Source organism: Mycolicibacterium phocaicum, assembly GCF_010731115.1.
Lineage (GTDB): Bacteria > Actinomycetota > Actinomycetes > Mycobacteriales > Mycobacteriaceae > Mycobacterium > Mycobacterium phocaicum.
The window spans coordinates 5,675,823-5,696,216 of sequence record NZ_AP022616.1 but is presented as its reverse complement, the minus strand read 5'-3'; the positions used below and the strand labels follow the sequence as shown (position 1 = coordinate 5,696,216).

The 20,394-nt window shown below is 66.7% G+C and carries 17 protein-coding genes and 1 tRNA gene; 8 read left to right on the top strand and 10 right to left on the bottom strand.

Annotated features, from left to right (window positions below):
- Window positions 1–4: 4 nt before the first annotated feature.
- Both G6N46_RS27420 and G6N46_RS27415 read right to left on the bottom strand, forming a co-directional pair.
- Window positions 5–376 (bottom strand): GGDEF domain-containing protein, encoded by a 372-nt coding sequence (locus G6N46_RS27420; protein WP_234880731.1) that lies wholly within the window; start codon window positions 374–376, stop codon window positions 5–7.
- Between the two features lie 12 nt (window positions 377–388).
- Window positions 389–1,156: a hypothetical protein gene (locus G6N46_RS27415; RefSeq protein WP_138250015.1), complete on the bottom strand. Its 768-nt coding sequence runs from the start codon at window positions 1,154–1,156 to the stop codon at window positions 389–391.
- Between the two features lie 325 nt (window positions 1,157–1,481).
- Between G6N46_RS27415 and G6N46_RS27410 the strand changes: the two genes are divergently transcribed.
- From G6N46_RS27410 to G6N46_RS27395, 4 genes are read left to right on the top strand one after another with little or no spacing between them, the layout of a single operon-like run.
- A complete protein-coding gene (locus tag G6N46_RS27410) occupies window positions 1,482–3,101 on the top strand; it encodes a peptide ABC transporter substrate-binding protein (RefSeq protein ID WP_167526443.1) in 1,620 nt (539 codons plus the stop codon).
- A gap of 3 nt (window positions 3,102–3,104) precedes the next feature.
- Entirely contained in the window at window positions 3,105–4,031 is a 927-nt protein-coding gene (locus tag G6N46_RS27405) for an ABC transporter permease (protein ID WP_138250016.1), read from the top strand.
- Complete coding sequence (locus G6N46_RS27400) at window positions 4,024–4,980, top strand: ABC transporter permease (RefSeq protein WP_138250017.1); 957 nt, start codon at window positions 4,024–4,026, stop codon at window positions 4,978–4,980. The genes G6N46_RS27405 and G6N46_RS27400 overlap by 8 nt, the downstream gene beginning before the upstream one ends.
- Window positions 4,980–6,668 (top strand): dipeptide ABC transporter ATP-binding protein, encoded by a 1,689-nt coding sequence (locus tag G6N46_RS27395; protein ID WP_138250018.1) that lies wholly within the window; start codon window positions 4,980–4,982, stop codon window positions 6,666–6,668. Before G6N46_RS27400 ends, G6N46_RS27395 begins: the two co-directional genes overlap by 1 nt.
- Before the next feature lie 140 nt (window positions 6,669–6,808).
- Here G6N46_RS27395 and G6N46_RS27390 read toward each other — a convergent pair.
- The 3 genes from G6N46_RS27390 to G6N46_RS27380 form a co-directional block, all read right to left on the bottom strand.
- Window positions 6,809–6,882 (bottom strand) — tRNA-Met (locus G6N46_RS27390).
- A 140-nt stretch (window positions 6,883–7,022) separates the two neighbouring features.
- Complete coding sequence (locus G6N46_RS27385; RefSeq protein WP_138250019.1) at window positions 7,023–10,010, bottom strand: UPF0182 family protein; 2,988 nt, start codon at window positions 10,008–10,010, stop codon at window positions 7,023–7,025.
- A 67-nt stretch (window positions 10,011–10,077) separates the two neighbouring features.
- Window positions 10,078–11,103, bottom strand: a complete 1,026-nt coding sequence (locus G6N46_RS27380; RefSeq protein WP_163693059.1) for a YlbL family protein — start codon at window positions 11,101–11,103, stop codon at window positions 10,078–10,080.
- A gap of 89 nt (window positions 11,104–11,192) precedes the next feature.
- Between G6N46_RS27380 and G6N46_RS27375 the strand changes: the two genes are divergently transcribed.
- Genes G6N46_RS27375 through G6N46_RS27365 form a run of 3 tightly spaced genes read left to right on the top strand, consistent with a single transcriptional unit; the run spans window position 11,193 to window position 14,857 of the window.
- Window positions 11,193–12,575: a zinc-dependent metalloprotease gene (locus G6N46_RS27375; protein WP_138250021.1), complete on the top strand. Its 1,383-nt coding sequence runs from the start codon at window positions 11,193–11,195 to the stop codon at window positions 12,573–12,575.
- A 56-nt stretch (window positions 12,576–12,631) separates the two neighbouring features.
- The gene (locus G6N46_RS27370; protein WP_135355315.1) at window positions 12,632–13,489 is read left to right on the top strand and encodes a TOMM precursor leader peptide-binding protein; all 858 of its coding nucleotides are present in this window, start codon (window positions 12,632–12,634) and stop codon (window positions 13,487–13,489) included.
- 42 nt (window positions 13,490–13,531) lie between these two features.
- Window positions 13,532–14,857, top strand: a complete 1,326-nt coding sequence (locus G6N46_RS27365; RefSeq protein WP_163693057.1) for a macrolide-binding ATPase MABP-1 — start codon at window positions 13,532–13,534, stop codon at window positions 14,855–14,857.
- A gap of 125 nt (window positions 14,858–14,982) precedes the next feature.
- Here the strand turns inward: G6N46_RS27365 and G6N46_RS27360 are convergent, their stop codons facing one another.
- The 3 genes from G6N46_RS27360 to G6N46_RS27350 form a co-directional block, all read right to left on the bottom strand.
- Window positions 14,983–15,246 carry a WhiB family transcriptional regulator gene (locus G6N46_RS27360; protein WP_138250023.1) on the bottom strand — a complete coding sequence of 88 codons (264 nt, stop codon included), beginning with the start codon at window positions 15,244–15,246 and terminating at the stop codon, window positions 14,983–14,985.
- Window positions 15,247–15,395: 149 nt separating this feature from the next.
- Complete coding sequence (locus G6N46_RS27355; RefSeq protein ID WP_138250024.1) at window positions 15,396–15,617, bottom strand: hypothetical protein; 222 nt, start codon at window positions 15,615–15,617, stop codon at window positions 15,396–15,398.
- A 201-nt stretch (window positions 15,618–15,818) separates the two neighbouring features.
- Window positions 15,819–17,939: an ATP-dependent DNA helicase UvrD2 gene (locus tag G6N46_RS27350; RefSeq protein WP_163693054.1), complete on the bottom strand. Its 2,121-nt coding sequence runs from the start codon at window positions 17,937–17,939 to the stop codon at window positions 15,819–15,821.
- A gap of 122 nt (window positions 17,940–18,061) precedes the next feature.
- Between G6N46_RS27350 and mrx1 the strand changes: the two genes are divergently transcribed.
- On the top strand, window positions 18,062–18,298 hold the full coding sequence (gene mrx1, locus G6N46_RS27345) for a mycoredoxin Mrx1 (RefSeq protein WP_138250026.1): 237 nt from the start codon (window positions 18,062–18,064) through the stop codon (window positions 18,296–18,298).
- Window positions 18,299–18,346: 48 nt separating this feature from the next.
- Here mrx1 and nudC read toward each other — a convergent pair whose 3' ends face one another.
- Together nudC and G6N46_RS27335 are read right to left on the bottom strand one after the other, a co-directional pair.
- A complete protein-coding gene (nudC, locus tag G6N46_RS27340) occupies window positions 18,347–19,273 on the bottom strand; it encodes an NAD(+) diphosphatase (RefSeq protein WP_138250027.1) in 927 nt (308 codons plus the stop codon).
- Between the two features lie 8 nt (window positions 19,274–19,281).
- Window positions 19,282–20,361, bottom strand: a complete 1,080-nt coding sequence (locus G6N46_RS27335; protein ID WP_138250028.1) for a potassium channel family protein — start codon at window positions 20,359–20,361, stop codon at window positions 19,282–19,284.
- Window positions 20,362–20,394 lie beyond the last annotated feature (33 nt).

Genomic DNA, 20,394 nt, shown 5'->3' with positions numbered 1-20,394 from the left:
GATGTCAGTAGCCGACAGATACCTGGTTTCGGCCCGCGGCTTTCGCCTTATAGAGCGCTTTGTCCGCCGACTCCACCAAGTGCGTCAGCTGCGACTGCGCGGCGCCGGACGCTATCCCGAAACTGGCCGTAAAACTGGCGATACCGCCACTGAGGTCGACAGTCTGCGCGGATACCCTGGTCCGAATATTCTCTGCACAGGCAACCGCCGCATCCAATCCGGTGCCCGCGAGAAGGACGGCGAATTCTTCACCACCGATGCGGCCGACGGGCTGCCCGTCTCCCACCGCATCGATCAGGACCCGCGCGAATGCGATCAATACCTTGTCGCCGCCGGAATGACCCGCGGTGTCGTTGACTGCCTTGAAATGGTCGATGTCCGCGACGATCTACGTGGCGCAGTCGACAGTTCTGAGCAGTGCCTCCGCGCGGCGATTGAAGCCGCGGCGGTTGAGCAGACCGGTCAGCTCGTCGCAGTCGCGCTGGGACCGCAACTCCCGCGCGATGTCGATGACCGTCACCGCGAGCATCGTGACCATGAGACTCGGCAGGACAATCGTGCTGGAGACGATGAGGCACAACTCGAGACCGGTCCTCATATAGATGTCGAGGTCGGCCTGTGTCACGAGCTCACGCGGAATCGGCGAGAACGGCGCCACGATCACGGCAATAGCCAGAGCGACACCGAACACCGCTGTCGCGGCGAGTGCGGCCCAGTTCGGTCCCGTTCTCGGCAGTCGTTCCCAGAGCCGACGGACGACCGCGAACATCAACAGCGCGGTCAAGAAGTTCTGACTGACAACCCGCCCGACCAAGAGCGGTGAGACGTAGGCAAAGAACCAGACGATCACGACCATCGGGACCAGATAGGCGAGAGCTACCGCGCGAGGCAGCCGATCCCCGACCCGCCGCAGCAGACCATCTGCCAGCAGGAGCATCGCGACAGGGAACGTGACTCCATGGATGGTGGAGGCCGGTGCGGCCGCAAGACCCAACGACAACGCAACTGTCCCTGCGATATAGCAGCCGATGGACCCGGCAAACACCACAGCGCTGATTCGGTCGCGGTCAATACTCCAGAGAACGACGAAGAGCAGCCCGATGCCGGCCATCGCGAATGAACCCAGGTTCACCGCCAGCAACCAGTCCTGCGACACGACCGCCCTCCTAGCCGGTAACGCCAGCAACGATCAAGCAGACGTTCTCGCAAGACTAGATGCAGGGTTGCATGTCAGCTCTGCGAACCGCAGCTTGCCCATAGCGGATCGGTGTGCTGCCGGAAAGTGGCGTCGTTGCAGATGAACTTTCAGGAGCGCGGCCCAGTGCCCGCTACCGGACGAGAGCTCAATGCCCGCTCCGAAAACTCTTCGCGCACGAAGGCTCACACCCGGCGTTCCTGCCTGGCCGACGGGATCGAGCTGTGGGAATGTGAAGGCCCGCGATCGGAGGTCCGAAGTGAGATGGGCAGCAAGGTCACTGTGCATGGTGGCGACGGCCGTGCTGCTCGCGGCGTCGGCATGCAGCTTGGAAGGCGCGCGCGGCAACTACGGCACCGGCCCGGACGCGATCATCACCGTCAACGGCGGTGAACCGCAGAACGGTCTGGTGCCCACCAACACCAACGAGAACATGGGCGGTCGCATCGTCGATTCGTTGTTCACGGGGCTGTACAGCTACACCGCGGACGGCACGCCGGTGTTGGCGAACGCGGAGTCCGTGGACACCGCCGACAATCAGCACTACACCGTTCATCTCAGACGTGGCTGGACCTTCACCGACGGCACCCCGGTGCGCGCCGAAAACTACGTCCGCGCATGGAATTTCGGTGCGGCGACCGTCAATGGACAGCTGCAGCAGAGTTTCTTCTCGCCGATCGAGGGATACGACGCCGTCGCCGCCGAGGGCTCCCGGCTGACCGAGATGTCGGGCGTGAAGGTCGTGGACGACTACACGTTCACGGTGCGCCTCACGAGCCCCAACATCGACTTCAAGCTGGGGCTCGGGTTCACGCCCTTCAAGCCGTTGCCCGATGTGTTCTTCACCGAGGGCGCGGCCGAATTCGGCGAGCATCCCGTCGGGAACGGCCCGTACATGCTGAAGGGCCCGGACGCGTGGCTGCACAACGTGAAGCTCGACGTGGTGCGCAACCCGAATTACCAGGGTCCGGACAAGCCGAAGAACGGTGGCCTGAGCTTCATCTTCTACAGCAGCTTCGACACCGCGTACACCGACCTCGAGTCCGGCAACCTCGACGTGCTCGACACGGTGCCGGTGAGTGCGTTGGGCACGTATCAGAAGGTGCTCGGGAAACGGGCGTTGACCAAACCGACCGCCCAGAACTTGCAGCTCGGAATCCCCTACTACCTGCCGCATTTCAGCGGCGAGGAAGGTCGCCTGCGACGCGCGGCGATTTCGATGGCGATCAACCGGCCCGAGATCATCAAGGCGATCTTCCGCGGCGCCCGCGGCGCGGCGCAGGACTTCACCGCTCGGTCATTACCGGGCTGGGACGCGAACATCCCGGGCAACGATGTGCTGAAGTTCGACCCGGTCAAAGCCAAGCAACTGTGGGCGCAGGCTGACGCGATGGCGCCGTGGTCGGGATCGTTCGAGATCGCGTACAACTCCGACGGCGATCACCAGGTGTGGGTGGACGCGTTGTCGAACCAGTTGAAGAACGCGCTCGGCATCGACGCGCACGGCGCTCCGCAGCCGACGTTCAAGCAGGTCCGGGACGAAATCACCAAGCGGACCATTCGCACCGCATTCCGCAGCGGGTGGCAGGGCGACTATCCGTCGATGATCGAGTTCCTGCAGCCCCAGTTCGTGACCGGCGCGGGCTCCAATGATCCCGTCTACAGCTCACCGGCGTTCGACGCGAAACTGGTCGAGGCCGAACGGGCGCTCGATCCGAACCGGTCGTATGCGCTGGTCAATCAGGCCCAGGCGATCCTGCTGCACGATCTCCCGGTGATCCCGCTGTGGGACTACACGGCGGCCGGCGGCGTCGGGCCGGGTGTGACGGCCCAGCTGACCTGGAACGGTCTGGCCGATTTCACCCAGATCACCAAGGGCGACGTCACCGAGAACACCAAGGGATAACCGATGCTGAGATACGGATTGAGCCGGGTCGGACAGCTGGTGATCGTGTTCTTCGGCGCCACGTTCCTGATCTATGCGCTCGTCTTCCTGCTGCCCGCCGACCCGATCTCCGCGCTGGGCGGCGGCAAGCCCATGTCGCCCGCGCTGATCGCAACGCTGCGCGCGCAATATCACCTGGATCAGCCCTTCTACCTGCAGTACTGGCACTACATCAGCGGCGTGTTCCGGTTGGACTTCGGCACGTCCTTCTCGGGCCAGCCGGTGTTCGACGTGATGAAACGCGCCTTCCCGGTCACGGTCGACCTCACACTCATCGCGATCGCCGTCGAGGCGGTGTTCGGTGTGACGTTCGGCGTACTCGCGGGTCTGAACAAGGGCAGGTGGTTCGACAGCACGATCCTGATCGTGACGCTCCTCATCGTCGCCGTCCCGATTTTCGTGATCGGCTTTGCGGCTCAGTACCTGTTCGGGGTGCGGTGGCAGCTCGTCCCCGTCACCGTCGGCGGCCATCTCGACGTCTATCACCTGCTGCTGCCCGGATTCGTGCTCGGTGCAGTGTCATTCGCCTATGTCGTCCGGCTGACGCGTTCGTCGATCGCGGAGAACCTCTCGGCGGACTACGTGCGGACCGCCACGGCGAAGGGCTTGTCCCGACCGCGGGTGATCCTCGTGCACGTGCTCCGCAACTCGCTGATCCCGGTGGTGACGTTTCTCGGCGCCGACCTCGGGGTGCTGATGGGCGGCGCGATCGTCACTGAGGGAATCTTCAACATTCCAGGCGTCGGCGGAACCATCTATCAAGCGGTGATCCGGGGCGAGTCGTCGACCGTCGTGTCATTCGTCACCGTGCTCGTGCTCATCTACCTGGCGTCCAACGTGGTGGTCGACTTGCTCTACGCCGCCCTCGACCCGAGGATCCGCTATGCCTGAGAACCCGGCACCCACCGTGTACCCCGGTCAGGAGCGTTTCGTCGCGGGTCCCGACGAGGTCAGCGTCGCCGCAGTCGACGCAGTCGCCGTCAATGTGGACCCCGCCGGCTTCTGGAAGTCGGCGTGGCTGGAGCTGCGCACCAAGCCGCAGTTCATCGTTTCGATGGTGCTGCTGGCGCTGATCGTGGTTGTCGTGCTCTTCCCCGGACTGCTCACCAGTCAGGACCCGCATTACGGCTCACTCGAGCAGTCACTGCTGCCGCCCAGCTCCGAGCACTGGCTCGGGACCGATCGGCAGGGATACGACATCTACACCCGAACGATCTACGGCGCCCGGGCTTCGGTGGCGGTGGGCGTGCTGACGACGATGGTCGTGGTCGTGATCGGCGGGCTGCTCGGCACCGTGGCCGGATTTTTCGGTGGCTGGATCGACTCGGTGATCGCACGGCTGGCGGACATCTTCTTCGGCATCCCGCTGATCCTGGCGGCGGTGGTCACGATGCAGATGATCACCTCCCGCACCGTCTTCACTGTGGTGATCGTGCTGGCGATCTTCAGCTGGCCGCAAATTGCGCGCATCGCCCGATCGGCCGCGATCGCGGTCCGAGGCGAGGAGTTCATCACGGCGGCGCGGTCGCTGGGGGCGTCCCGGGTTCGCACGCTGTTCACTCACGTCATCCCCAACGCGCTGGGTCCGGTGATCGTCGTCGGCACCATCTCACTCGGCATCTTCATCGTCACCGAGGCGACCCTGTCGTATCTCGGCATCGGCCTACCGTCCACGGCCGTGTCGTGGGGCATCGACATCGCGGCCGGCCAGCAGCTGCTCCGCGAGGGCACGCCGATCCTGTTCTACCCCGCGGCGGCGCTGGCGATCACCGTGCTCACCTTCATGATGCTCGGAGACGTACTGCGCGACGCGCTGGACCCGAAGGCGAGGACCCGCTGATGACGGTGAATGACGGAGCGGCACCGCTGCTGGACATCCGAGACCTGCAGGTCGCGTTCCGGGTACAGGGCAAGTCGGTGCCCGCGGTGCGCGGCGCGAGCCTCACCGTCTACCCGGGACAAACGGTGGCCATCGTCGGAGAGTCCGGGTCCGGCAAATCGACCACGGCCGCGGCGGTGCTCGGCCTGCTGCCCGGGACCGGCACGGTGACCGGTGGTCAGATCCTTTTCGACGGCCAGGACCTGGCCGCCGCGTCCCGCCGCGACTTCGAGAAGATCCGCGGCAGCGGCATCGGGCTGGTCCCGCAGGACCCCAACACCAACCTCAACCCGGTGTGGCGCGTCGGATTCCAGATCCGCGAAACCCTGCAGGCCAATGGTGCGGCGAAGCGTGGCGACGCGCGCACACGCGCCATCGCGCTGCTCAGCGAGGCCGGCATGCGCGACGCCGACAAGCGGGTCAATCAGTTCCCGCACGAGTACTCGGGCGGCATGCGCCAGCGGGCACTGATCGCGATCGGACTGGCGTGCCGGCCGAAGCTGCTGATCGCCGACGAGCCGACCTCGGCCCTTGACGTCACCGTGCAGCGGCAGATCCTCGACCATCTCGAGGGATTGACCACCGAGCTCGGCACGGCGGTCCTGCTCATCACGCACGATCTCGGTCTGGCCGCGGAACGCGCCAGCCACCTGGTCGTCATGTACAAGGGGCGGGTGGTCGAGTCGGGACCCGCCCTGCAGATCCTGCAGGACCCGCACCACGAGTACACCAAGCGGCTGGTGCGCGCGGCGCCCTCGTTGGCCTCCCGGCGTACAGGCGGTGAGCTCATCGGCGACCAGGCTCTGCCGCTCAAGGTTGGCACCTCCCAGCACGCTTCGTCCGGTCCTCAGGACGTGGTGGTCGCGACGAACCTGGTCAAGGACTTCCCGATCCGCGGTGCCGTCCCCTTCCGCGGCGGCTCGACTTTCCGCGCCGTGAACGATGTCAGTTTCACCCTGCGGCGCGGGACGACCACCGCGGTGGTCGGCGAGTCCGGCTCGGGAAAGTCGACGGTGGCGCGGATGGTGCTCGGGCTGTTGGAGGCGACCTCGGGCACGGTGCACTTCGACGGCAAGGACGTCACTTCGCTGCGCGGCGCCGCGGCGAAGGAGTTCCGCCGTCGAGTGCAGCCGGTGTTCCAAAACCCTTACGGGTCAATGGATCCCATGTACTCGATCTATCGGGCGATCGCCGAGCCGCTGAACATCCACGGCATCGGAGACAAGTCGTCCCGCACCGCCCGGGTGAAGGAGCTACTGGACCTGGTCGCGTTACCGCAGTCGGTCATGCAGCGCTTCCCCAACGAGCTGTCCGGCGGTCAGCGGCAGCGCGTCGCGATCGCCCGCGCGCTCGCCCTCAATCCGGAGGTGGTGGTGTGCGACGAAGCAGTGTCGGCGCTGGACGTCCTGGTACAGGCGCAGATCCTCACGCTACTGCGCGACCTACAGAACGAGCTCGGCCTGAGCTATCTGTTCATCACCCACGATCTGGCGGTGGTCAAGGAGATCGCCCACGACGTGATCGTGATGTCCCGCGGCGAAGTGGTGGACTCCGGGCCTACCGACGCGGTGTACCAGAACCCGACGTCCGACTACACCCGAATGTTGATCGACGCGATCCCGGGAGGGACGATCGAGCTAGCCGGCTGATCCACTGGCCATCTTTGCGGGCTGCACCGCTGCGGCACAGCCACTCTCAGGACTTGGACCCCACATGCGCGCTCTGCGAACCGCATTCACCCGTATATGAAGAAGGCCCCCGGAGAAATCTCCGGGGGCCTTCTCGCTAGTAGCGGGGACAGGATTCGAACCTGCGACCTCTGGGTTATGAGCCCAGCGAGCTACCGAGCTGCTCCACCCCGCGTCGGTGAATACAACGTTACCCAACGCTGCCGAATGAACCAAATCGTGTGGTCAGACAGGGTTTTTGGGACCGGATGCCGAACGCCGCCGAACACAAAACTGCCCAGCTCCCGGAGGAGTTGGGCAGTTTTGTGAACTGGATTACTTGGCGTCGCGGTACTTGGCCATGGCGTCGTCGAGCTTCTGCAGCGCCGCGCCGTACTGGGCGAAATTGCCGCTCTGCTGGGCCGCACGCATGCCGTCGAGGGCCGCGTTGACATCTTGCAGGGCAGCAGCTTTCGCGGGCGACAGCGTGAGCGGCACGCCAGGAGACTGCACTGCCACCGGCGGGGGCTGCGGTCCCGCGGCCGGCGGCTGGACGGCCCCCGGAACGGCCGCAGGAGGCGGCGTACCGGCCGGCACATCGGTCGGGGCCGGACCGGTCGCGGTGGCGCCGGCACCGGGGCCGAAGATGCCGTTGAGGGCGTCACGGACCGTCGGGCCGTAGCCGACCTTGTCGTTGTACATCATCGCCACGCGGATCAGTCGCGGGTACGACGAGGCCGCGTCGCTGGCGCCCGGCGAGGCGTAAACCGGTGCGACATAGAGCAACCCACCCTGCCCGACCGGCAGCGTCAAGAGGTTGCCCCACCGGATCCGGTTCTGGTTGTCCCGGCCGATGACGCCCAGGTCCTGACTGACGGCGGTGTCGGTACTGATCGCGTTGAACGCCAGCTTGGGGCCGTTCACCTGGCCCGGGATGGTCAGCACCGTGATCTTGCCGTACGTGGCCGGATCGGAACTGGCGCTGATGTACGCGGCCAGGAAGTCCCGGCGGAACCGGTTCATCGCCGAGGTCAGCTGGAACGACGACGAATCACCGCCCGTGGCAAGGTCTTTCGCGACGATGTAGTACGGCGGCTGGAAGCTGCTGGCCGTCGGGTTCGGATCGAGCGGCACGTCCCAGAAGTCCGACGTCGAGAAGAACGTCACCGGGTCGTTGACGTGGTACTTGGCCAGCAGCATGCGCTGGACCTTGAACAGGTCCTCGGGGTAGCGCAGGTGTTCGGCGAGTTCCTTGGAGATGTCGGACTTCGGCTTCACGGTGTCCGGGAACACCTTCATCCACGCCTGCAGCACCGGGTCGTGCTCGTCCTGCTCGTACAGGGTGACGGTGCCGTCGTAAGCGTCGACGGTGGCCTTCACCGAGTTTCGGATGTAGGACACCTGCTTGTCCGGCAACATCCGGTTGACCGCAACCTCATTCGAGTCGGCGGTCGCGCTCGACAGCGACGTCAGCTCCGAGTACGGGTAGTTGTCCAGGGTGGTGTAGCCGTCGACGATCCACACCATGCGCTTGTTGACGATGGCCGGGTAGACCGTCGAATCGGTGGTCAGCCACGGCGCCACCGCCTCAACCCGATGGGCCGGATCGCGGTTGAACAGGATCTTGCTGTTCGGCCCGATCACGCTGGAGAACAAGAAGTTCCGCTCGGCGAACTTCGCGGCGAAGACCGACCGGGCCAGCCAGTTGCCGATGTCCACACCGCCGGTACCGCCGTAGGTGTAGTTCTTGGTCTCGGTGTTGGTCTCGTAGTCGTACTCGCGGTCGGCGCCGTTCTTGCCGACGATCGCGTAATCCGAGGGCGCGCTGGCGATCACCGGGCCGAAGTACACCCGAGGCTGATCCAGCGGCGCCGGACCGGGTGAGACGGCCGCGCCGTTGGCGCCGACCACGCTGGCCAGGAACTCCGGGTAACCGCCGTTCTGGTTGGGATCGTTGGCGATCCCGCGCACGGTGTTGGCGGGCGAGGCGATGAAACCGTTGCCGTGGGTGTAGACCGAGTGCTTGTTGATCCAGTCGCGCTGGTTGTCGATCAACCGGTCGGGGTTCAATTCCCGTGCCGCCACGACGAAGTCACGCAGCTTGCCGTCGGGTCCGTTGTAGCGGTCGATGGACAGCTGGTCCGGGAAGCTGTAGAAGTTCTTGCCCTGCTGGAACTGCGTGAAGGCCGGCCCGACGATGGTCGGGTCGAGCAGCCGGATGTTCGACGTCGTCGCCCGGTCGGCCGCCACCTGCTCGGCCGTGGCGGGCGCGTTGCCGCTGTAGTCACGGTAGGTCACCGCATCACCGGTCAACCCGTACGCATCGCGCGTCGCCGTGATGCTGCGACTGATGTAGTCGCGTTCCTTCTGCGCCGCATTGGGTTTGACGCTGAACTGCTCGACCAGCATGGGCCAGCCGGCCCCGACGATCACCGAGCTGAGCAGCAGCAGCACCAAGCCGATCGCCGGAATCCGCAAGTCGCGCAGTACCAGCGCCGAGAACACGGCCACCGCGCAGATCACCGCGATCGCCAGCAGGATCAGCTTCGCCGGCAGCACCGCGTTGATGTCGGTGTAGCCGGCGCCGGTGAACGGCTTGCCGGCACGGGTGTGGCTGAGCAGCTCGTAGCGGTCGAACCAGTAGGCAACGGCCTTGAGCAGCACCAGGATTCCCACCAGCGACACCAGTTGCATGCGCGCCGCGCGGCTGAGTGCGCCCTGGCGGCCCGACAGGCGGATGCCACCGAACACGTAGTGGCCCAACAGGTTCCCGACCAGCATCAGGAAGACGCCGACGAACAGATAGCCGAGCACGAGCCGGTAGAATGGCAGGTCGAAGGCGTAGAAGCCCAGGTCCTTGCCGAATTCGGGATCGGTGATGCCGAACGAGCCGCCGTGCAGGAACAGCTGCACCCGCACCCAGTAGGTCTGCGCCACGAATCCGGCCAGCAGCCCGATGAAGGCCGGGACCCCGATGGCGAACAGTCGCAACCGCGACAGGACGGTGGCGCGGTAGCGGGCCACCGGATCGTTGGGCCCGGACGCCGGCACGAACACCGGTCGCGACCGGTACGCAAGTGCCATTCCACCGAACGCCACGGCGCCGATGAAGACGCCGGCCACCAGGAAGACCACCAGTCGCGTCACCAGGACGGTGCTGAATACCGAACGGAAACCGACCTCACCGAACCACAGCCAGTCCACGTAGGCGTCGACCAGTCGCGGGCCGACCATCAACAAACCGACGATCAGCAACGCGATCCCGACCAGGATCCGGCTTCGTCGCGTCAGCTTCGGCATCCTCGCCGCAGGCCGCATCCCCACTCGTCAGCTCCAGTCTGTTGAACCAGCTTGCGATATGAACTCTACGCAACCAGCGGTGATCGCACGCTCAGCAGCGGGGAGGTTCGCCACCAGCGGACACGGCGTGCAGCGCGTCGACCGCGCCGGTGAGGTTCTCGACCTTGATCAAGCTGAGCCCGTCGAGGTGGGCCGACACCGCTTCGGCGCAGTTCTCGGCGGGCACCATGAACACCGTCGCGCCGGCCTCGCGCGCGGCCAGCATCTTGTGCGTGATGCCGCCGATCGGGCCCACCTTGCCGTCGTCGCCGATGGTGCCGGTACCGGCAACGAACTTGCCGCCGTTGAGGTTTCCGTCGGTCAGCTTGTCCACCACGGCCAGGCTGAACATCAGGCCGGCCGACGGGCCACCGATGTTGGCCAGGTTGAAGTCGATGGCGAACGGCGCCCACGGCGCGTTGAGCACCGTCGTGCCGAGGTAGCCGTAGTCCCGGTCCTTGTTGGAACCCAAAGTGATGGTCGTGACGCCGATCCCGGCGTTCTTGCGCCGGTAGTCGAGCACGACGTGGTCCCCTGGCTTGGTCTTCTTCAGCAGCGAGGTGAACTCCTCGACGTTGGCCACCGGGATGCCGTTGACCATGTCGATGGCGTCGCCCGGGCGCAACTGACCGGCCGACGGCCCGGGATCGGCGACGGCCTGGACCGTCACCGCCTTCGGGTACTTCAGGTAGCTCAGCGCCGCGTACTCGGCGTCTTCCTCGGAGTTCTTGAAGTCGGCGTTGTTGGCCTTGTCGACCTGCTCCTTGGACTTGTCCGGTGGATAGACCAGGTCGCGCGGCACCAGCTGCTCGCGGCCCGACATCCACAGCGCCAGCGCCTGGCCCAGCGTCAGCCCGTCGCTCTGCGACACCGTCGTCATGTTGAGGTGCCCCGACGTCGGATGCACCTTGACGTCACCCTTGATGTCGACGACCTTCTTGCCGTCGACCTCACCGAGCGTGTCGAACGTCGGGCCGGGACCCAACGAGACGAACGGCACGGTCACCACCGACACCAGCACGACGAACACGATGATCGGCACCAGAGCGACCACGAGCGTAGAAATCCGCCTGTTCACGCCGCCAACAGTAAAGCTCGCGCCTCGGTTCGCTGACAGCATGACCCGCGAAGCCACCCGCGGCCCGGGCTGGCAGTACCGTTGACGGTATGGCTGACCTGCCTTTCGGCTTCTCCAGCGGCGAAGACCCCGACCGCGACAAATCCAAGAAAGAGCCTGGACCAGGCTCTTCCGGTGGCTCGTCGGACCCGTTCGGGTTCGGCAACGCGTTCGGCGGCCCCGGCGGCGCCGGCATGCCCGACCTGGGCCAGATTTTCACGCAGCTCGGCGCGATGTTCAGCGGCGCGGGCGCGTCGATGAACAACCCGCAGGCCGGCCCGGTCAACTACGACCTGGCCCGCAAGCTGGCGTCCAACTCGATCGGCTTCGTCAAGCCGGTCCCCGAGCAGACCGCGACAGCCATCTCCGACGCCGTGCGACTCGCCGAGACCTGGCTCGATGGCGTCACTCCCCTGCCGGCCGGCACCACCCGCGCTGTCGCGTGGACGCCCAGCGACTGGCTCGACAACACGCTGAACACCTGGAAGCGACTGTGCGACCCGGTCGCCGAGCAGTTGTCGACCGTGTGGGTATCGGCGCTGCCCGAGGAGGCCAAGGCCATGGCCGGCCCACTGATGGCGATGATGTCGCAGATGGGCGGCATGGCGTTCGGCTCGCAACTGGGTCAGGCCCTCGGGACGCTGTCCAAAGAGGTGCTGACCTCCACCGACATCGGCCTGCCGCTGGGACCGTCGGGCGTCGCCGCGCTGATGCCGGAGGCCGTCGAGGCGTTCGGCGAGGGCCTCGAACAGCCGCGCAGCGAGGTGCTGACGTTCCTCGCCGCACGTGAGGCCGCCCACCACCGGCTGTTCAGCCACGTGCCGTGGCTGGCCAGCCAGCTGCTCAACGCCGTCGAAGCCTTCGCCAAGGGCATGAAGATCGACATGAGCGGTTTCGAGGAGATGGCCTCCGGCCTGGACCCAGCCTCGCTCATGGGCGATCCCGGCGCCATGGAGAAGCTGCTGAGCCAGGGCATGTTCGAGCCCAAGGCCACCCCCGAGCAGGCCGCGGCGCTCGAACGGCTGGAGACGCTGCTGGCGCTCATCGAGGGCTGGGTGCAGACCGTCGTCACCGCCGCACTCGGCGACCGGCTGCCCGGCACGTCGGCACTGAGCGAGACGCTGCGCCGTCGTCGCGCCACCGGCGGGCCGGCCGAGCAGACCTTCGCGACCCTCGTCGGCCTGGAACTGCGGCCGCGCAAGATGCGCGAGGCCGCGACGCTGTGGGAGAAGCTGACCGACGCCGTCGGCGCCGACAAGCGCGACGCCGTCTGGCAGCACCCCGACCTGCTGCCCGGCGCAGCCGATCTGGACGAGCCGGCGGCCTTCATCGACCGGGCGCTCGGCGGCGACACCACCGACCTCGACCAGGCGCTCGCCGATCTGGAGAAGGACCTGAAGCGGGACTCCGGAGACGACCAAGCCGAGGGCTGAACCTGCCTGTGGATAACTGATTCGCCGAATCGGCGTGCCGTTGGCACAGTTGGGCCATGATCGCGGACCGTCAGACCCTGAACCCGGCCCTGCCGGTGCTGCAACGGCCCGACGGAACCGTGCAGGTCGGCTGGGACCCGCGCCGCGCCATCGGCATCCGGCCACCGGACGGATTGTCGGTCGGTGCCCTGGCGGAGCTGCTGCGCGGCATGCAGAGCGGCGTCGATCCCGAGAGCAGCCGGTCGCTCGCGCTGGCGGCCGGACTGACAGACGTCGACGGCTGGGCCGGGCTGGTCGGCGCCCTGAGCTCGGCAGGGCTGTTGCAGACGGTGCCGGATGCCGGCCGGCGACCGGTTTCGGTACGCATCCACGGCAGCGGTCCCCTGTCGGACCTGTTGGCGGGCGCCTTGAGCTGTTCCGGAACCCGGGTGCGCACCAGCCGATTCGGCCACGTGGCCGTCACCCGCGACGCCGCCGATCTGGTGGTGCTGTCCGACTTCCTGGTCGCCGACCGCCGCCTGGTGCGCGACCTGCACCGGGCCGGCGTGCCGCACCTGCCGGTGCGGATCCGGGACGGCACCGGGTTGATCGGCCCCCTCGTCCTGCCCGGCGCGACGAGTTGCCTCAATTGCGCCGACCTCCACCGCAGTGACCGCGACGCGTCGTGGCCGGTGCTGGCCGCCCAATTGGAGGGCACCGTCGGCAGCGGCGACCGCGCGACGGTGCTCGCCACCGCGGCGGTGGCGCTCAACCAGGTGGACCAGGTGATCGACGCGATCCGCGGCGGCGGGGGCCGCGCGGAACCACCGCCGACGCTCGACGCCACCCTCGAATTCGACATCGGCACCCGAACCACCGTGGTGCGCCGATGGTCCCGTCATCCGCTGTGCGACTGGTGCGATCGGCTTTCGTGACAACGCACGTTGCCATGTCGCTGCCGTGCACTCAGCAACGTCATGGATGATGTGAACGTGGCTGATATCAAACGGGGCAGTGTGGCACGCAACGCGAAGCTCGCCGGTCTGGCCGGCGGCATGGCGGGACGGGCGGCGCTCGGCTTCGGCAAGCGCCTGGCGGGCAAGTCCAAGGACGAGGTGACCGCCGAACTGATGGACAAGGCGGCCAACCAGCTGTTCACCGTACTGGGCGAGCTCAAGGGCGGCGCGATGAAGGTCGGGCAGGCCCTGTCGGTGATGGAGGCCGCCATTCCCGAGCAGTACGGCAAGCCGTACCGCGAGGCGCTGACCAAGTTGCAGCGCGAAGCCCCGCCCCTGCCTGCGGCCAAGGTGCACCGCGTGCTCGATGCGCAGCTGGGTACCAAGTGGCGCGACCGCTTCCAGTCCTTCGACGACACCCCGGTGGCGTCAGCCAGCATCGGGCAGGTCCACAAGGCCGTCTGGTCCGACGGCCGTGAAGTCGCGGTCAAGATCCAGTACCCGGGTGCCGACGAAGCGCTGCGGGCCGACCTGAAGACCATCCAGCGTCTGGTCGGCGTCTTCAAGCAGCTGGCGCCCGGCGCCGATGTCCAGGGTGTCGTCGACGAACTGATCGACCGCACCGAGATGGAACTGGACTACCGGCTGGAAGCCGACAACCAGCGTGCCTTCGCCAAGGCCTACGCCGGGCACCCGCACTTCAAGGTGCCGGCGATCGTGGCGAGCGCCCCGAAGGTCGTCATCGCCGAGTGGATGGACGGCATCCCGATGTCGGTCATCATCCGCGAGGGCACCGTCGAGCAGCGCGACCTGATGGGGACCCGGCTGTCGGAGCTGACATTCGACGCGCCGGCGCGCCTGGAGATCATGCACGGGGACACCCACCCCGGGAACTTCATGCTGCTGCCCGACGGCCGCATGGGCGTCATCGACTTCGGTGCGGTGGCGCCGTTGCCCGGTGGGCTGCCGACGGCGATCGGCGAGATGATCAGCCTGGCGCGGGACAAGAACTACGAAAAACTGCTGCCGGTGATGGAGGATGCCGGGTTCATCCAGCCGAGCGAAGAGGTCCCGATCTTCGAGGTCGACAACATGCTGCGGCAGTACGTCGAGCCGGTCCAGACCGAGGTCTTCCACTACACGCGACGCTGGATCATGAAAATGGCTGCCGGCCAGCTGGACAACGGCGTGAACCAGATCAAGATGGCCCGTCAGCTCGACATGCCGCCGAACCTGGTCATCCCGCTGCGCGTGATCGCGTCGACCGTCGCGATCTGCTGTCAGCTGGACGCCCACGTCCCCGTGAAAGCCATTGCCACAGAACTGGTTCCGGGCTTCACACCGTAGCGCCAGCGAGCATTACGCGGCCGCTCGGCGCCTGCGAGCGGCCGCGTAATGCACACCGAACACGGTGTGTCGGTGTACAAACACGGCCGCTCGCGGTTGGTGCCCCCCGAGGTTTGGCCGCGGGGTCAGGCCGCGACGACGTCCTTACGCGGACGACCGCGCGGACGCTTGCGTGCGATGACGGCGCCGCGCTCGAGGATCTCCCCACCCCAAACACCCCACGGCTCTTCACGTTCCAGCGCCTCGCTGAGGCACTGGCGCCGGATCGGGCAGTCGGCGCACAGCGCCTTGGCCTGTTCCAGCTGAGTGGGGTTGTCAGCGAACCACATATCGGGGTCGCCGATATGACATGGCACCGCCAGCCTTTGTCGGCAAGTCTGGCTAGTCATGTCCTCATCACCTTCTTCCTGGTCATCTTGCGTCTCATCTGTCTGATGGATCGGTGACCAGGTGGTGGTTTTGAGGTTGTGCCCCAAAAACATTGGCCACGGATCCGGTGGTTTCGGGTCCGTGGCCAGGTGGCTGATGTGGGCGCTACCTAAGTAGTGCCCCGCTTCACGGACGCGAAGGTCTTGGCGTTGCGCTTGAGCTGCGGGATGTCGGCGACATGTCCGGCCGTCGCGAGACGTGCCGCCGGCATAGCGGCGGCTGCAGCGGCAGCGGGAACGACGGGGACGTCAACGATGTGATGCCAACCGGCGCCGACGCGCGATACCGCCTCATAGGCGGCAGCGGTCAACGGCGCACGGGATCCAGACACAGCGAGGACAGCGCCTCGGGACGCATCAAAACTGATCATCGGGGCCACCTCCTCAGCGGTCGACAGCGGATTCACAGAGTGCGAATTCGCGGGATTTCGTTGCGGCTTCGAGGCTAGACGTTACCACCAAAATCAGGCAAGCGATTTTTTGACCAGCGGTTTTGGCGCAATTTGCGTCATGTTTGGCGCAATTTAGGTGCGCTAACGGGAGCCGTTCACCAAAGCCAGCACATCCGGGCCGTATTGCTCCAGCTTGCGCGCACCGATCCCAGGAATGGCCACGAGCGCGGCATTGTCGGCCGGCAGCGCCTCGGCAATGGCGATCAACGTGTTGTCGGTGAACACCACGTAGGCGGGCACCTTCATCTCCTGCGCGGTACGCAGGCGCCACTCCTTGAGCCGACCGAGCAGCTCCTCGTCGAGGTTCGACGGGCACGATTCGCAGCGCCGCAACAAGATCGCGGTCGACGATGTCAACGCCGCGTTGCAGACGCGGCAGCGCGGCGCCGGACCCCGTTTACGTTGCGGCTGTTGGGGTTCGCGGCGGCTCTGCGGTGTCAGCCCGTTGAGGAACCGCGAGGGCTTGCGACTCTGCCGTCCGCCGGCGGCCCGGGCCAGTGCCCACGAGATGGTCAAATGCACTCTGGCCCTGGTGATTCCGACGTAGAAGAGGCGACGCTCCTCCTCGACGGGTTCGCTGTCCGCGCCGTGTGACAGCGCGTGCGAGATGGGCAGCGTGCCGTCGACGAGGCCGACCAGGAACACCGCATCCCACTCGAGACCCTTGGCCGCGTGCAGCGACGCGAGCGTCACCCCCTGCACGACCGGTGGGTGCCGCGAATCGGCACGCTGGCGCAACTCGACGAGCAGCCCCTGCAGGTCCAGGTTGGGACGTACCGCGACTTCCTGCTCGACCAGTTCGACCAAGGCCAACAACGCATCCCAGCGTTCCCGGGCTTTGGTACCCGCCGGCGGCTCGGCCGTCAGACCCAGCGGTTCGAGCAGATCCCGGACCAGCTGCGGCAGCTCGACACCGGCGACGTCACCCTGGTGGCCGGCGGCGCGCTGCAGCGCCAACAACGCCTGCCGAATCTCCTGGCGGCTGAAGAAGCCCTCGCCACCGCGCACCTGGAACGCCACGCCGGCCGCGGTGAGCGCTTCCTCATACACCTCGGACTGCGCGTTGATGCGGTACAGCACCGCGATTTCCGAAGGGGCCGTACCGGATTGGATGAGCTTTTTGATGGCGGCGGCGACCGCGTTGGCCTCGGCGACCTCGTCGGGATGCTCCCGGAACACCGGCTTGGGACCGGGATCACGCTGACCGATGAGCTGCAACCGGCTGGCCGCCATCCGGCCGGACGCCGCCGAGATCACCTGATTGGCCAGCGACACCACCTGTGGCGTACTGCGATAGTCGCGCTCCAGCCGGATCAGCGCCGCATCGGGGAACCTTCTGGAGAAATCCAGGAGGTACTGCGGGGTGGCGCCGGTGAACGAGTAGATGGTCTGGTTGGCGTCACCGACCACGGTCAGGTCGTCGCGCTCTCCCACCCAGGCGTTGAGCACGCGCTGCTGCAGCGGGGTGACGTCCTGATACTCGTCGACGACGAAACAGCGGTAACGGTCGCGGAACTCGCCGGCGACGGCGGCGTCGTTCTCGATGGCGGCGGCGGTGTGCAACAGCAGATCGTCGAAGTCCAGCAGCGCCGATCCGTCGCGACGGGCCTTGAGACCCTCGTACCCGGCGTACACCGCGGCGACCTTGGCGGCGTCGAACGGGATGTCCCGCTCGATCTTGGCGACCTGCTCCGGATACAGCTCGGGACTGATCAGCGACGACTTGGCCCATTCGATCTCACCGGCCAGGTCACGCACGTCATCGGTACTGGCCTGGATGCCCGCCCGATTGGCCGCCTGCGCGACCACAGCGAACTTGCTGTCGAGCAGCTCCCAGCCGGTGTCGCCGACCACCCGCGGCCAGAAGTACCGCAGTTGCCGCAGCGCCGCGGCGTGGAACGTCATGGCCTGGACGGCGCCGGTGCCTTGTGCTCCCTCGATCTCGTTTTCCAGGCTGCGGAGCCGGCCGCGCATCTCGCCCGCGGCACGCTGGGTGAACGTCACGGCCAGCACCTGACTCGGCGCAACGTGGCCGGCGGCGACGAGATACGCGATGCGTCGGGTGATGGTGCGGGTCTTGCCCGTACCGGCGCCGGCCAGCACACATACCGGGCCGCGGGGCGCGAGGACGGCCTCACGCTGTTCGTCGTCGAGGTCCTCGAGGAGCGTGGACGGCGGGGCCTCGGCTGGCATGGTCCCCATCATGGCAGGCTGGTGTGACACGTCGGCGAGCCGACTATATGACACCGTGGCGAGCCGACCATGTGACGCAGTAGGCACCGGCAGTTGGCATTCTGCGGGCATCGGATACGTTGAGTCGCGTTATGAGTGCACTCATCATGTACAGCACGACCTGGTGCGGCTACTGCAAGCGGCTCAAGACCGCGCTGAAGGCCGAAGGCATCTCCTACACCGAGATCGACATCGAGCAGGACCCGGCGGCCGCCGAGTTCGTCGGTTCGGTCAACAACGGCAACCACGTGGTTCCGACGGTGAAGTTCGCCGACGGCTCGACGCTGACCAACCCCAGCATCAAGGACGTCAAAGCCAAGCTGGCTTAGCGATTTGTGCACGATTTTCCGCGCTGGGCGCGGATTTTCGTGCACAAATCACTGGGCTGCCCAGGATTCGATGATCTCCCGGGCGATCGAGATCGAGCCGGGCAGCAGCAGCCGGGTATCGGCAGTGCTGTTCCAGTCGCCGTGCTCGAGGGCCTCGCGCACCTCGGCGCGGGTGAACCAGTCGGCCTCGGCGATCTCGCCGTCGTTGAACGAGAACGGTTGCTCGGGATCGCCGATGGCGTGGAAACCGACCATCAGTGAGCGCGGGAACGGCCAGGGCTGACTGCCCAGGTACTTGACGTCGGTGACGGTCAGCCCGATCTCCTCGGCGATCTCGCGGACCACGCAGGACTCGAACGACTCGCCGGCTTCGACGAACCCGGCCAGCAGGGAGAACAGCCGCTCGGGCCAGTTCGTCTGCCGGGCCAGCACCGCGCGGTCGTGCCCGTCGTGCACCAGGCAGATGATCGCCGGGTCGATGCGCGGGAATTCCTCGTGGCCGCCGATGCTGTTGACCCGCGCCCAGCCGCCTTTGACCGGCTTGGTCGGCGCGCCGTCGATGGCGCTGAAGCGGGCGCTGTCATGCCAGTTCAGCAGTGCCGTCGCCGTCGAGACGAGCTGGGCGCTGATGTCGTCGAAGATGGTTCCGGCGCGGCGCAGGTCGAGGACCTCGACGGGACTGTCCGACGGGTCCACTGGGTCTTCTAATGCGGCGCGGACGCCCCACACGTGCCGGCCGTCGGGCATCCGGCCCAGGAACACCGCGTGCTCGTCGGGCTTGTCCCCGAGTTCCGCCGCGCGACCGAGCACCACCTGGCCGCCAGAGATCAGCACCTGGTTGCGGCGGTCGACGCGCAACAGCAACGCGTCCTTCCAGCCGGCGATCGCGGCGTCGACGTCGGTGCGCAGCGTGTCTGCCCGGTCGGCACCGACCCGGGACAGCAGCGGGACATTACGCAGGGTGAAATCGCTCATTGCGGCGGTTACCGTTCGACTTCGGCGTTGCGGATGTAGAGCAGCCGGTCCCCGGCCGCCAGGGCGTCGACCTCAGGGGCGTCGACCCGCAGCAGCTGTCCGTCCCGGACCACCCCGAGCACGATGTCGGCCAGGTGCCGGGGCGAGCCGCCGAGTTCCTTGACCTCGACCTCGCGCTCGGAGATCGCGAAGCCGGCGTCCGGGGTGAGCAGGTCCTCGACCATCTCGACGACGCTCGGGGTCTGGGTCGCGATGCCCAGCAGCCGGCCGGCGGTCTCCGAGGACACGACCGTCGAGTCGGCACCGGACTGCCGCAGCAGGTGCTGGTTCTCGGCCTCCCGGGCCGAAGCGACGATCTTGGCCTTGGGTGCCACCTCGCGGGCGGTCAGCGTGACCAGGACGGCGGTGGCGTCCTTGTCTGTCGCGACCACGATCGACTTGGCGTGCTGGGCCCCGGCCAGGCGCAGCACCTCCGACTTGGTGGCGTCGCCGACCACGGTGACCAGGCCCGCGGCGCGCGCCCGGTCCAGTGCCGCCGGGTTCTCGTCGACGACGACGATGTCTCCGGGTGCGACCTCGTCACCGACCATGGCCTGAACCGCGGTGCGGCCCTTGGTCCCATAACCGACGACGATGGTGTGGTTGCGCACGGTGCTCCTCCATCGCTGAATCTTCAAGGCTTGACGAGACTGCGTGGTCAGCGTCTCGACGGTCGTACCGATGAGCACGATCAGGAACGCGATCCGCATGGGCGTGATCACCAGGACGTTCACCAGGCGCGCGCTCGGGGTGAGCGGCGTGATGTCGCCATACCCGGTGGTCGACAGCGACACCGTCGCGTAGTAGATGCAGTCCAGGAGCGACATCTCGTTCTCCTGGGCGTCGCGGTAGCCGTCGCGATCGAGGTACACGACGAGCACCGCGGCGGCGAGTACCAGCAGCGCGTAGATGACCCGGCGCACGATTCGGCGGATCGGACTGACGAACGCTTCCGGAATCTGCAGCACGTCAACCAGATCCGCGTTCTGGCGGCTCGTGAGGTTCTGTTCCATCGCGGCCATGCGCCGCGACAACCTAACGCGAGCCATGCGACTCCATTATCTGGCGGAGACTCACCACAA

Coding starts and splice junctions, on each gene's coding strand:
- G6N46_RS27410 (WP_167526443.1), top strand. CDS start 1,482: ATGGTGGCGACGGCCGTGCTGCTCGCGGCGTCGGCATGCAGCTTGGAA.
- G6N46_RS27405 (WP_138250016.1), top strand. CDS start 3,105: ATGCTGAGATACGGATTGAGCCGGGTCGGACAGCTGGTGATCGTGTTC.
- G6N46_RS27400 (WP_138250017.1), top strand. CDS start 4,024: ATGCCTGAGAACCCGGCACCCACCGTGTACCCCGGTCAGGAGCGTTTC.
- G6N46_RS27395 (WP_138250018.1), top strand. CDS start 4,980: ATGACGGTGAATGACGGAGCGGCACCGCTGCTGGACATCCGAGACCTG.
- G6N46_RS27375 (WP_138250021.1), top strand. CDS start 11,193: ATGGCTGACCTGCCTTTCGGCTTCTCCAGCGGCGAAGACCCCGACCGC.
- G6N46_RS27370 (WP_135355315.1), top strand. CDS start 12,632: ATGATCGCGGACCGTCAGACCCTGAACCCGGCCCTGCCGGTGCTGCAA.
- G6N46_RS27365 (WP_163693057.1), top strand. CDS start 13,532: ATGGATGATGTGAACGTGGCTGATATCAAACGGGGCAGTGTGGCACGC.
- G6N46_RS27360 (WP_138250023.1), bottom strand. CDS start 15,246: ATGACTAGCCAGACTTGCCGACAAAGGCTGGCGGTGCCATGTCATATC.
- G6N46_RS27350 (WP_163693054.1), bottom strand. CDS start 17,939: ATGGGGACCATGCCAGCCGAGGCCCCGCCGTCCACGCTCCTCGAGGAC.
- mrx1 (WP_138250026.1), top strand. CDS start 18,062: ATGAGTGCACTCATCATGTACAGCACGACCTGGTGCGGCTACTGCAAG.
- nudC (WP_138250027.1), bottom strand. CDS start 19,273: ATGAGCGATTTCACCCTGCGTAATGTCCCGCTGCTGTCCCGGGTCGGT.
- G6N46_RS27335 (WP_138250028.1), bottom strand. CDS start 20,361: ATGGCTCGCGTTAGGTTGTCGCGGCGCATGGCCGCGATGGAACAGAAC.